Annotated in this window: 7 protein-coding genes; 3 read left to right on the plus strand and 4 right to left on the minus strand. The window is 70.1% G+C overall.

Translation table 11 applies throughout. From position 1 onward, the window contains the following. Window positions 1-159: 159 nt before the first annotated feature. Window positions 160-3573: a signal peptidase I gene (locus C503_RS0105575; protein WP_026315995.1), complete on the minus strand. Its 3414-nt coding sequence runs from the start codon at window positions 3571-3573 to the stop codon at window positions 160-162. Window positions 3574-3598: 25 nt separating this feature from the next. Further along, entirely contained in the window at window positions 3599-4186 is a 588-nt protein-coding gene (locus C503_RS46675; RefSeq protein ID WP_018681203.1) for a M73 family metallopeptidase, read from the minus strand. Between the two features lie 255 nt (window positions 4187-4441). Here C503_RS46675 and C503_RS0105585 point away from each other — a divergent pair, with 255 nt between their 5' ends. Further along, a complete protein-coding gene (locus tag C503_RS0105585; protein ID WP_018681204.1) occupies window positions 4442-6055 on the plus strand; it encodes a methyl-accepting chemotaxis protein in 1614 nt (537 codons plus the stop codon). A gap of 97 nt (window positions 6056-6152) precedes the next feature. Here C503_RS0105585 and C503_RS0105590 read toward each other — a convergent pair whose 3' ends face one another. Continuing rightward, window positions 6153-7826: a choice-of-anchor P family protein gene (locus C503_RS0105590; RefSeq protein ID WP_018681205.1), complete on the minus strand. Its 1674-nt coding sequence runs from the start codon at window positions 7824-7826 to the stop codon at window positions 6153-6155. A 261-nt stretch (window positions 7827-8087) separates the two neighbouring features. Here C503_RS0105590 and C503_RS0105595 point away from each other — a divergent pair, with 261 nt between their 5' ends. Continuing rightward, a complete protein-coding gene (locus C503_RS0105595; protein ID WP_018681206.1) occupies window positions 8088-10664 on the plus strand; it encodes an EndoU domain-containing protein in 2577 nt (858 codons plus the stop codon). A gap of 22 nt (window positions 10665-10686) precedes the next feature. Further along, window positions 10687-11268: a hypothetical protein gene (locus C503_RS0105600; RefSeq protein WP_018681207.1), complete on the plus strand. Its 582-nt coding sequence runs from the start codon at window positions 10687-10689 to the stop codon at window positions 11266-11268. A 34-nt stretch (window positions 11269-11302) separates the two neighbouring features. Here C503_RS0105600 and C503_RS0105605 read toward each other — a convergent pair whose 3' ends face one another. Further along, entirely contained in the window at window positions 11303-12508 is a 1206-nt protein-coding gene (locus C503_RS0105605; RefSeq protein ID WP_018681208.1) for an MFS transporter, read from the minus strand. Window positions 12509-12616 lie beyond the last annotated feature (108 nt).

Below are 12616 nucleotides of genomic sequence, written 5' to 3' on the forward strand. Positions count from 1 at the left end.
CCATCCACATAGCCCGATGGGCTGAATGCATCGTGACCGACAGTCAGCGAATCGCCTTAGCCGAGCGGGTTTTGTGCTCATGAGGGGTGCACCTACCTCGAAGCGGCGACGCCCCGGCGACCCATCGTCACGGCAGAAGTCCGTACAGGGAACGAGAAGCTAGTGGTTGGCGTGGAAGTGGCGGCGAACCTGGGCGTCCGTCAACTGTGCCGGATACACCGCGAACTCGTCCAGTGTCCCCACCAGATAGTCATTGAGCGGCCGACTGGGCCAACCAGGCAGCACACCCCCACCCCATCGCCAGTAGCCGGTCATGTTCAGGGCGGTCGTGGTGGCCGCGTCGGTGGCGACCAGGTTTCCGTCCACATGGAGCTTCATCCCCGCCGCACCCAGGCTCGCGACCACGTGATGCCATGCTCCATCGTTGTACGACGTAGTAGTCGAGATCGTCTTCACAACCCCACTCGGCGCAACCCCGAACACGAGGCGGCTCGCACTGTCCAGATAGACGACCCTGTCCCGAGTAGTGCTGTTCGCGCTGATTGTGTTGTAGAAGCCGGCGATCAGACCACCAGCCGTACCCGTCACCTTGAACCATGTCTCGACGCTGAATGTCGACGGGTTTGCGGAACTCGTGAGGTTCGCCGCGTTCGATGTGCCGTTGAACGCCGTCGCCGTGCTGGTGGTCTGTCCCTGTTGAGCACCCTGCAACGCGCCCGGCATGCCTGCCGTGATCGGGGACAAGGCACCCGCCACCGGGATCGGGGTCGGGGCGGGTGCGCCCGCGTTGTACAGGTTCTGTACCTGTGTTGCCGTCAGCGGGGCCTGGACAGTGCGAACCTTGTCGATGACCCCGTTGAAGTAATCAGTCTGTACGCCACTGCGCAACGCGCGCCCCGACTCCAGTGGGTTCGTCGCGTTCCACGCGCTGTTCGCGCCACGGGTGGTGGTTCCTTGCAGCACGCCGTCCACGTACAGCTTGATCGTGCCGCTGCTGCCGCCCGAGAACACCCCGACCAGGTGGTACCAACGGCTGATCTGGGGGCCGGACGTGCTGAGAACCGAGTCGTACGTAGGCGAGTTCACGTCCGAGCGCGGCATGCGGAACGTCCAGCGGAGGGTGCTGTTGTCCAGTCCCAGGATGAACCCGCTGTCGTTGGTTCCCTGCTGCGACAACACTGCCTGCCCTGACGAGGCCGCGTTCAGATAGGCGAACGTGGACACGGTGAACCCGAAGTCCGTACGGAGTGGGGCCGTCTGGCTGACAGTCCAGCTGTTGGTGTTGTCGTAGTAGTAAAGACCCGCCGTGCCTTCGTAGCCGTAGTCGGTCCAACGGACGTTGTTCATCGCGCCGTCGTTGCTGTTGCCCGAGTCGTCGGAGGCGGTGACCGCGATGTTGTCGTTGAACTGCCAGTCCAGGGAAGGCCGGGTGTACGCGTCCTCGATGTCGGAGGCGCTCAGGACCCGGTTGTACAGTGCGACCTCGTCTACATAACCAGGCCAGTACTCCGCGCCCGCGCCGGAGCGGTAGCCACGGCCGATCGAGATCAGACCGTATGCGTTCCACCCGCCGGAACGGCTCGCGCTGCCTTCCAGCGCTCCGTTGACATACAGACGCATCTGTCCCGCCGCCGCATCCCACACAGCCGCGAGGTGTGTCCACGTGCTGGTGGTCGCGCTTGTCGTGCTCGATACGCGGACCGTGCTCGCGCTTGTGCTGTCGGAGGCGGGCATGGTGAACGCGTACTTGCCCGTACTGGCTATGTAGGACAGGAAGAACGCGCCGATGTTCGTGCTGTCCTTGGTCAGGATTGTGCGGTCGACGCCACCGGGGCTGGTCAGATATACCCACGTCGAGGCGGTGAAACTGGTGTCGGTGCGCATGGCGAAGGTGGACGCGGACACGTAGTCGTCCACACCGTCCAGTGTGAGTGAACGGCCCGTGCGGCCGTTGGCATTCCACGCCGCACCACCGTTGACGGTGCCGTTGTAGCCGTTGGGGGAGGAGTCCGTTGCGGTGGTACCGGCCTGTTCCATATCGTAGCGCGCGTTCGGGGCGGTGGCGGCGCCGATGATGCCGGAGATCTCGGCGGCGCCCAGCACGCGCGGGTACACGCGTGCGTCGTCGAGTGCGCCCGCGTACGGGTATTGCCAGGTGCCGCTCAGCAGCAGGGAGCCTGCGGACAGCACACCGGTCGCACGCCACTCGTAGGCGTCGGGGCGCGCGCCCGAGCCTTCCAGTGTTCCGTTGACGTAGAGCCGCATCACGTTGTTCGGGTCGTCATAGACCGCCGTCAGGTGGGTCCACTGGGTCGTGGACACCGCTGTGGTGGAACTGATGTAGTCCGCGGTGGCGCCTGCCGTGTCGGACCGTGTCATGCCGAACCGCCATACGTTCGCGCTCTGGTAGACGTACCAGGCGCTGGAGGCGGTTCCGGTCTGTCCGAACATGACCGCGGCGGTGGTGTTGGCGGGTTTGACCCAGAGAGAGACCGAGAAGCTCGTGTCCGAGGCGGTGGACGGACCCGCGCCGACCACCCGGTCGTCCGTGCCGTCGAACTGGAGGCCGGACCCGGTGAGCCCGGTCGACCAGGTGGGGCCGTTGACCAGGGTGCCCGGGTCCGCCCCGCCCGCGGCGTCTGCGGTGCTGGTGCCGGAGGCGTCGTCGAAGCGCCAGTACGTGTAGGGGCCGTTGGTGGGCATGGCGAACTGACCCGGCCGGTTGTTGGTGGACGAGTCGGTGGCGGTGCTGGTCGCCGCGGACGAGGCCGCGTCGTCCTGGCGGTGGTAGAAGCTGGGGCTGTCGGCGTTGACCGTGGCCGGGTAGGTCGGGAAGGTGGTGGCCGAGCCGAGCGTGTTGCCCGAGTTGGTCGTGGTCTTGGAGAACTTGGCGAACCCGGTGCCCTCGAACACGAGCAGCATCGCCACACCGAACGCGACCACGCCGACGACCCGCCGGTCGGGGTGACGGCGGGTGCGGAGACGCCAGGCCGGGCGCTTGCGGTGGCGACCGGTGCGCGGGGGCGGTGGCGGCGGGGGATCCGGGGACGACGGCGGCGGGCCGTCCCGTCGGCGGAGGCGGGCGAGCGCGGCCAACGCCACCAGTCCCACGAGTCCGAGGATCAGGGCCAGGTAGTTCCCACTGTGCAGCCAGTACATGGGCAGACCGACCCACGGCACGCGCAGGCGGCCCTGTCCGTGCACGGTCTCGGGGTCGACGGGGGTGCTGTCGGCGACCGGGTTGGCGTCGCCCTTGGTGATGAGGTTGCCCAGCTCGTCCACGCGCGCGACCCGGTGCAGCAGCGTGCGATCGGGCTCCGCCGGGTCGGGGAACGCGATGACGGCGCCCGGTACTGGGTGCTCGGTCAGCAGGGAACCGACGATGACGACGTCACCCGGTCGGATCGCGGGCGCCATGGAACCTGACAGCACCACATAGGGCTGCCAGGAGATGACGACCGGCAGTACACACCAGGCGAGCAGCCACAGCAACGTGGACAGCGCGGACTGCGCGACGAAAGCAGCGGTGGCGGGCAGGTAAGCCCGCCACCGCGTGATCCGCGCGACGTTCACGGTGTCCTCGTGCCGGTCGTGTGTATCAGGAGCTCTGCGCTTCCCAGGTGAAGCCGATCCCGGCGCTCTTGTTCTGGGCGGCGTTGTTGTCCTGCAGCGTGTAGGTGAACTGGTAGGTCTTCTTGCTGTTCGCGGTGGACGGGGTCCAAGTGCCGATGCCGTTGCTGAAATTGGTGTACCCGGACGCGAACGCGGCAAGCGTTCCGTTGTGGATGGTGCCGCCGCTGGCGTCGGCGACGAACCCGGTGCAGTCCGCGTAGGTGCCGCCGGTGCCCTGCTTGACGACGAAGTCGATGTAGGTGCCCAGGGTGCCGGTGTACGAGACGGCCGTGGTGTAGAGCTTGACCGAGGAGGCGACGTTGCCGGTGAAGGTCACCTCGATGCAGCGCGTGCCGGTGTCGCCCGGCTTCAGGCCGGAGACGGTGAACAGGACGCCGTTGCTGTCGTCGTCGGTGATCGACACGGAGCCGGAGTTGAAGGTGTTGCCGCTGTTGGAGGTGGTCGCGGTGAACGCGGCATAGCTGCTGAACCAGATCACGAGCGCGCTGGCGACCAGGCCGGTCGTCAGCACCGCGGCGGTCTTCAGCCCGGTCCTCTTCCTGGTGGCGCTCATGGTGGTCCCTCGTTCCTGGTGTGACCTGCCGGTCGACCCTCCTTGGTCGCCGGGCCCGCTGGGGGCAGTCCACCGGGTGATCGGCAGGGCCGGGTGCGGGATGATGGTTGCGTCGGGTGCGAAACGGTTGTCCCGATCGAGTGGACGTGCCACCCCTTCGTGGCTCAGGTCCGCGGGCCCGCGGCCGAAGGGGCGGGCGATCCCGGTTGCCGATCACGCGGTGGCCCCGGATCGTCCCCGGAAGGACGGCACCAGATGGTTCTCGGCAAGGCCAAGGTCGGTACCCGCCTCGGCGGCTCGTTCGCGGTCCTCGTGCTCCTCATCGTCTTCGCGGCCTGCGCGGGCTGGTACGGCCTGAGTCGCCAGGACTCCCTGCACGGCGAGCTGGACCAGCTCGGCCAGCTGCGCGACGAGGTGGCGCAGGTGAAGTACGACATCGCGGACGTCACCGGCTGGCAGGCGCTGGTCCTCGCGGACGCGGGCGCGTACGGCGCGGCGAAGGCCACCGCGGACGACTCCTACAACCGGGCGGCCGAGCTGAAGTCCAAGGCGGGCGCGTACGCGCACCTGGACGCCACGCACACCGAGTGGATGACCGCCGAGGAGCGCACCCAGTTCGCGAGCCTGCGCCCGGCCTGGGACGACTACTTCGCCTGGGACACCAAGATCATGCAGTGGCTGCAGGCCGACACCATGGCCGCCCGCGCCCAAGCCATGGACAGCATCGACGGCGGCGACGCCTCCGCCGCGTACGCGAAGGTGCTCGACGCCACCACCAAGCTGTCCGCGTCCCTGGACACCCGCATGGCGGGCCTGCGCGCCGACGCCGACAGCACCCAGTCGACCAGCTCGTGGGCACTGGGCGCCACGCTCATCGCCGCGCTCCTGCTGGCGGCCTGGCTGAGTGTGTGGGCCACCCGGTCGGTCGTACGTCCGCTGGCCACCGTCGTGCGCACGCTGCGCGGCCTGGAGCAGGGGGATCTGACGATTCGCGCGAACCTGCCCGGCTCGGACGAGATCGCCCAGGTCGGCCAGGCCGTGGACCACACCGTCGAGTCGCTGCGGGTCACGGTGACCAGCCTGGCGGCGCACGCGGGCGCGCTGTCGTCCGCGTCCGAGCGGCTGACCTCGGTGTCCGCCGACATCGCGGGCTCCGCCGACGAGGCCAGCAGCCAGGCGGGCGCGGTCACCCAGGCCGCCGCGCGGGTGCTGGAGAACGTGGACATCGTGGCGACCGGCGGCAACGAGATGGGCGAGTCGATCCGGCAGATCGCGGACAACGCGAGCGAGGCCGCCGACGTGGCCACCAAGGCGGTCACCGTGGCCGAGGCGACCAATGCCACCGTCGCCAAGCTGGGGGTGTCCTCCGCGGAGATCGGCGACGTGGTCAAGGCCATCACCTCGATCGCGGAGCAGACGAACCTGTTGGCGTTGAACGCGACCATCGAGGCCGCTCGTGCCGGTGATGCCGGGAAGGGGTTCGCCGTGGTGGCGGGCGAGGTCAAGGATCTCGCCCAGGAGACCGCGAAGGCCACCGAGGACATCACGAGCCGGGTCGAGGCCATTCGGGCGGACACCGCGGACGCCATCGCCGCGATCGGCGAGATCGTGTCCACGGTGGGGCGGATCAGTGACTTCCAGATCGTGATCGCGGCCGCGGTGGAGGAGCAGACCGCCACCACCCACGAGATGAACCGGAACCTGGCCGAGGCCGCTTCCAGCAGTCGGGAGATCGCCAGCAACATCGGTGGGGTCGCCAGTGCCGCCGATACCACTACCTCGGGGGTGCGGCACTGGCAGCTGGCGGCCACCGAGCTGGCCGAGATGAGTGGGCAGATGCATGAGACGGTGGCGCGGTTCCGGCTCTGACCTCGGGCATCGTGCCACGGCTTGATCGGGTGGACTGACCGTCCACCCGATCAAGCCGGTCGGCCGCTCCGGAAAGCAGGCCGGGTCGCGTCGCGGGCTATGGACAGGGCGTCCCGAGGGCGGCGCGTGCATGCCCGATGACGACGTCCACGCCGGTGAGAAGCCGGATGTGAATGGCGTTCACCGACATGCCCGCCCCGCTGGCGAACGGCGTCCGTTCATCAACGGTCACATTTCCCACCAGCGGAATCACGATCTGCACACTCAACCCGGGCGCAACCGGCACCCCGTTCACCCGCAGATTGTGGAAACTGACGCCGCCGGTGGCAGTCACCTGACCGCCGGCGTCCACCGCGGCCACTGCCTCGGTGCGAATCTCATCCGCGGTGACCAGCCCGCCGAGCGAATTCAACGCGGCAATACTCGACACGGCCCGCGAGGTGCGCAATCCATTGGCATCGACCGCGCCGGAAGCATCATTGCTGATCACGCTGAGCGAGCCGCCGGGCAGTCCGGTCCCGGTGATCGAGTTATGGCTACTGCCAGGCCCGGTCGTGCAGGTGTAGTCCGCCGGAGCGATCGGCCCCAGATGAACCAGCAACGCATCGACCGTCCCCCCATGCGCGTATGCGTTGAACGCCAGCACCGGCCCCACCACGCGAACAGTGGCACAACCAGGCGGATCCAACCCCACCAGCACCGACAGATTTCCCGCACAGGTCGTATAAGACCCGACCCGGGCAGCGGTAACGGGAAGGCTGACATCGCAGGACGCCACACCCGCAGCGAGAGACCCGGTAGCACTGAAACCCCGCCCGTCGGCGACAACCGTGGCACATGAACTGCTGGGGGTCCCCGCCCACGCCAGCCCCGCAGGCAACGAACCACCAAACGACCACCCGGCCTTCGCCGTGAGCTCACTGGTGTTCGTGACCGTGTAAGTCAGCGTGGTGGCCGTACCGACCGTGACATTCGCCGCGGGCGCGACGACATCCAGCTGCGGCGTGACATCGAGAATCCGCACATTGTCGAACGCCGCGTCATTTCCCACACCGCTGGCCTGCTGGTTGACCAGCCTGATCCCCACCGCCGAGCTGTTCACCAACACCGGCGCGTCGCTGTGGTAGGTCCCGACCGCGGTGCCCCCGATCACCTGCTGCGGCGCCGCGCACGGCTCGATCGGGTGGTCGAACGTCGCGATCGGTGTGTCGCCGTCGAGCAGGTAGAACGCGAACCGCGCGTGGTTGGCGAAGCAGTTGCGCTCGGCGCCGTCCACGGAGAACGCCAGGAAGCGGTTGGTCGCGGGCAGCGGGATCGGTGTCCGGGTCTCCAGCTGGACCTTGTCCGGGCCGGGATTGGCCCCGTCGGTGTAGGCGGTGACCGCGTGGTTGGTGTCCGGGTCGCCGCCGGACCACTGTCCGAGGGCGGCCGACATGGCCTGCAGGTTCGCCCAGGGGCCGGAGCCACAGCCGCTGCCCGGCGGGTTGGGGGTGTCGCGGGTGATCAGGAAGCCGTTGCAGAAGTGCAGCCATGCCGGGTCCGCCGCGTAGGTCTCGGCGAGCGGCGGGGCGCCGGTGTAGTCGGGCAGGAGGGTGGCCGGGACTCCCAGGCCGTTCTCGAAGTCCTCGGCGAACACGGTGACCGGGGCGTGCGGCACGCCGGGGTCCGCGGCGGCCGGGCAGGCGAGTGCGGTGATCGCCCCGGCCGCGGTCGCGACGGCCAGGGCGAGTCCGCCGGTGGCGGGGAGTCGGTCGGGTGGGCGCGGGGCCATGGCGTTCCTCCACATCCTCGGGGCGGCTGCCATGGAGCGGAATCGGGCCGCCGACCGGCGCCGTTCCGCGATCCGCGGCCGCTCACACGGTGGTGCCGGGGTGTTCACCCGTCACTACCAACGGGCCGCACCCACCGTCGTCCATTGAGGACTGCCGATCGCCCGCCCGGCCCTTGCCGAGCGGGCTGTGGACAACTCCGTGCCCGCGCCGGACCAGGGGGTGCAGAATGCTCGCGTCGGATGTGGATCTGGGGGTGTGCCATGCGGCTGACGGCGTCGCGGCGGGTGCTCGGCGGGGGTGTGCTCGCCGGGGTGGTGATCGTGGTGGCCTGCCTGGCCGCGCTGCTGAGCGGGCCGGTGTCGGTGCCCGGGACGCCGAGCGCGACGGGGGCCGCCGATCTGGCGCGGTCCGCGCTGGGGCAGCTCGGCGGGCTGGGTGATGTGCGGCTGCGCGGCTCGCTGACCACCGAGTCCGGGGTGGACCTGGCCATCGACGTGGTCGCGCTGTCCGGCGGTCGGACCACGGCCACGGTGTCCGACGGCGCCGGGGGAGCGGCCACGTTCCTCGCGGTGCGCGACCGGGTGGTGGTCAACGCCAACAGCGCCTGGTGGCTCAACACGGTGCCGGTCTACGCGCAGTCGCTGTCGGACACCTGGGTGCACGCCACCGACGACATGGGCTTCCCGGTCGGCATGCTCACCGCGCTGTCCGGGGCGCGGTTGCGCGAGGTCGTCGACGGGTCGTCGTGGACGGCGCGGCCGACGGTGTACGTCGACGGCACGCGCGCGTTCGCGCTGTCCGCGCACGGGTCGCCGTGGACGATCTACCTGTCCAGTGAGAACAGCCTGCTGCTGGGGATCGGCGGTCCGCTCGCGGGCATGGGCGACCGGCTGCGGAAGGCGCAGACCGGCGGCGCGTACTCGTCCGGGCTGGTGAGCACCACGGCGGTCGACGACCCGTGCCGGGAGCGCGCGAACAAGACCGTGACCGACGCGGGGGAGAAAGTGGCGTCGGCACCCGAGCCGCCGCCGGTCCCCGCGGCCGGGCACGGGCCGGACCTGTCGATCGACATCGTGGCCACCGGCACCTGCATGACGGCGTCCTGCCCGACGCCGGTGGCGGTGGTCAACTCCGGCGACGAGGCCGCCACCGGGATGCTGTCGGTCACCGCCACCAGCGGGGGCGGCGGGGTGCTGCCGTTCACGGTGGCGCCGGGACAGCGCTCGGAGCAGGTGTTCCAGGTGGTGAACCCGGCCTACACCTGCACCCAGTCCTGCACCCGGCCCTACGACGTCAGCGCGTTCGCCCAGGTCACCACGATCGCTGGCGGCGATCTCGACACCGGAAGGCGGCTGTACGACAAGGGCGTCGACCCGAACCGGCCGGTGCCCGGCAGGCCCGAGGTGGCCGGGCCGGACGTCAACTCCGTCATCGACCGGCTGATCACCCCCGGTCCCGCGGTGGCCGGGTTCGCCCGCGCGGCCGCGCCGGACGACCCGGCGGTCGAGCGGGTGATCGACCTGGTGCAGAAGTCCGGCGACGCGCGGCTGCTGAGCCTGCTGCGCACGCTGGCCCGGCACCCGGCGATCGCGGTGGCCGACGGGCAGCCCAGCCCGGTGATCGACATCGCCCGGTCGGCCGTGCGCGGCAAGGGCGCCGAGCGGCTCGCCGCCCGGCAGCAGCTGGCCCTGCTCGCCGACCTGGCCCAACAGCCGGGGCGGTCGCCGAACTCGCTGAGCGCGCAGACCGGGCTGGTCACCGACACGTTCGGCAAGCGGGTCTACTCGATCGCCTCGGTGACCAACCCGGACGACCGCGACCGCCGCGTCCACACCGCGGCCGACGAGGCGCTGAAGCGGTTCGCCACGGTCGAGACCACCGGCCTGGCCAAGACCCTGGTCCTCGACTTCGGCGACGCGTTCCCCGCCTACGGGCAGGTGCAGCGCAAGGTGCTCGTCGACCAGCTCAGCCTGCTGCGCGTCGACGGCAGGTCGCTGGCCGACCTGCTCGGCGGCGGCACCGACACACCGGTGGTCGACGAGCTGATGGTCGCCAACAAGTTCACCCGCGACAGCGTCCCCGGCGGCCGCTACGTGTTCACCCGCGACGACCTGACCGCGTTCCTGCACCGACGCCCGGCCGACATCCCCAGGACCAAGCCCGCGGGCAAGGACCTGGTGTTCACCGAGCCGAACGTGCACCACATGGCCGAGGGCGACCCATACGACGCCGCCGACCCGGGCAAGCAGAACACCGGCGGCCACCTCGCGGGCGCGGGCGGCCCCGGCAAGACCGAGTTCCCGGCGGCCTGGACCCTCGACGACGTCAAGGCCGCGCTGGCCCAGGTCGCCGACCAAGGGCGGACCGTCGACAGCCAGGGCAACCTGACGACCCAGCCGCGCGCCGACCGCAACCACATGAACGCACCGGTCTGGTCCTGGCGCTACCTGGGCACGGCCACCGTCAAGGGCATCACCGTCGAGATCGACATGTACGTCTACTCCGACGGCACCTTCCGCAACGCCTACCCGGCCCTCCGCGCGGGCGGCCCCAACCGGATCGTCGACCGGGACCGCGTGCACGTCGCCAAGTCCGCCACCCTGAACGACACCACCCTGTTCAAGAACCCCGACAACCCACCGGCCAACCCACAGCTGAACGGCGCCCGCACGCTCCCACCCCGCTACGACCGAGCCACCGACACGTGGCGTTATCCGGCCCTGGACGCCACCGGAAAACCCGCCGTCGACCAGGCGGGCCAACCCGTCACCTACGTCACCGACAACGCGGGTGTCCGCACCCCGACATCCCCCATCCCCGTCGCGGGCTGTCCCTGATTCGGCCGAGAGGACCAACACCGTGCCCACCGCCCTGGTGACCCTGCTCCGCAACCTGGCAGGACGCCTCCCGGACGACGATCTGGCTGCCCTGCGCAACTCGTTGGCCGCCCGAGAACTGGAGGATCTGGAGCGGTCCCTCCTGTTCGACCTGGCCGACAACGCCATCGGCCTCACCTCGGACGAACGTGCCCTCCTCACGGCTGCGGGCCTGCACGCCGACAGCCCGATCATCGCCGACCTTCCGCCCGCCACCGTCCCGGAGATCACCTTCCGTCCCGAGTCCACTCAGGACTCGACGGACCAGCCCCTGGTCGCCGCCGCGAAAACGCTTGCGGCTCTGCGGGAAGTCCGAAAGTCCCGTCGAGTCGTGGCCGGGAACCCGGACGAAGCCGGGACTCCGGACAAAACCGTGTATGTGGTGAAGCTGGCCGAGGACGCCGACGTCGCCACCGCGCAGGGGGCGTTGCAGTGGGGGTTGGGTCCGGCACTGGTGGAGGTCATCGCCGACGGCGAGAATCTGCCCCCCTACCAACGGGACGCGTGGGAGGCGGGGACGGTGGTCTTCGCCCGCGCCGACCCGAACGACGCCGCAGGGGGATAGGGCGTCGACTCGCCCCGGGCGTCCGCAGGAGACGTCAGTTCGTCCGGGTCGCGCATGCCCAGCGGGTTAGGGCGGGGGTCACCAGGGCCGCCGCCGTGAACAGGATGGCGAGGGCGGGCCAGCCGAGTGGGCCACCCTCCAGTAACAGCAGGGTCAGCAGCGCGGGGGCGGCGGCCTCGACCGTGCCGTGGGTGAACGTGTTCAGGCCCTGGTAGCGGCCCATCGCGTCGGAGGGGGCCAGGGAGTAGGCGAGGCCCGCGCTGGCGGAGGCGTGCAGGAGCTCGCCCACGGTGCAGACCATGGTGCCGGTGAGGAGCAGCACGACGGTGAACCCGGCGGGCGTGTTGCCGCTGAGCGAGTAGATCAGCATCGCGGTGGCCAGCGCCAGCCCCGATCGTCGCATGGTGCGGGCGGCGTCCGGAGCGGTGTCGACGCCGCGGCTGGCGCGGATGGTGAACAGGACGCTCATCGTCGAGTTCACCGCGAGCAGGACCGACACCAGGGCGGGCGGGGCGGCCGTGCGGTTGACCGTCCATAGTGGAACGATCAGCAGCAGGACCACCCGGTGGGCGTACAGCGCGGCCGAGACCGTGGTCACCGACAGGTACGGCCGGTCGCCAAGGACGTCGGCCCAGCGGCGGGCCGGGCTCTCCGGGGTGTCGGCGGGCGGGGTGAGCCGCGGCAGGCGTATGTGCATCACGGCCGAGGTGAGGAACAGGACCGATCTGGTCAGCGCGAGCGCGAGGTAGGCCGGGCGGGTGTCGGCGGCCAGCGCGGTGGTGGCCAGCAGCGAGCCCGCCCCTATCCCGATGTTGGCCACCACCCGCAGCTCGGCGAAGAACCGCACCCGGTGCGCGGGCCCGGCCAGGCTCGCGACCAGCGCGGCCCGCACGGTCAGGCTTGCCGCGGTCAGCAGCGAGTCCAGCGTGGCGACGACGAGGAACACCGGGAACTCGTGCACCAGGATGTACGCCGCCGCCGTGACCGCCTGTCCGGCCTGCACCAGCGCGCGCAGTCTGCCGGGGTCGCGCCGGTCGGCCAGCGCGCCCGCGGGCAGGCTGGCCAGCACCCCGACGAAGCCCGCGATGGTCAGGCCCATCCCCACCGAGGTCGCGGGGATGCCCGCCGACCGGGTCAGGAAGAGCGCGCTCCCGGCGTACCAGAGGCCGGTGCCCACGGTGTTCACCAGCGTGTTGATGGACATGTCCCGCAGCGGACCCGGCCCGGACAAGATCGACATAAGACCGATTCTCGCGGGTTCCGGCCCTCGGGAAGCATCCCGCTTCACCCCCGGTGGGCAACGACACAGTCCGCCAAGATCGTCGCGGGCCGGAAAAACCCAGCCTGA

This window comes from Actinokineospora enzanensis DSM 44649 (assembly GCF_000374445.1).
GTDB classification, from domain to species: Bacteria; Actinomycetota; Actinomycetes; order Mycobacteriales; family Pseudonocardiaceae; genus Actinokineospora; species Actinokineospora enzanensis.

What these genes read in the sequence shown, in the direction of transcription:
- C503_RS46675 (WP_018681203.1), bottom strand. Translation starts at nt 4,186, where the DNA reads ATGAGCGCCACCAGGAAGAGGACCGGGCTGAAGACCGCCGCGGTGCTG.
- C503_RS0105590 (WP_018681205.1), bottom strand. Translation starts at nt 7,826, where the DNA reads ATGGCCCCGCGCCCACCCGACCGACTCCCCGCCACCGGCGGACTCGCC.
- C503_RS0105595 (WP_018681206.1), top strand. Translation starts at nt 8,088, where the DNA reads ATGCGGCTGACGGCGTCGCGGCGGGTGCTCGGCGGGGGTGTGCTCGCC.
- C503_RS0105585 (WP_018681204.1), top strand. Translation starts at nt 4,442, where the DNA reads ATGGTTCTCGGCAAGGCCAAGGTCGGTACCCGCCTCGGCGGCTCGTTC.
- C503_RS0105605 (WP_018681208.1), bottom strand. Translation starts at nt 12,508, where the DNA reads ATGTCGATCTTGTCCGGGCCGGGTCCGCTGCGGGACATGTCCATCAAC.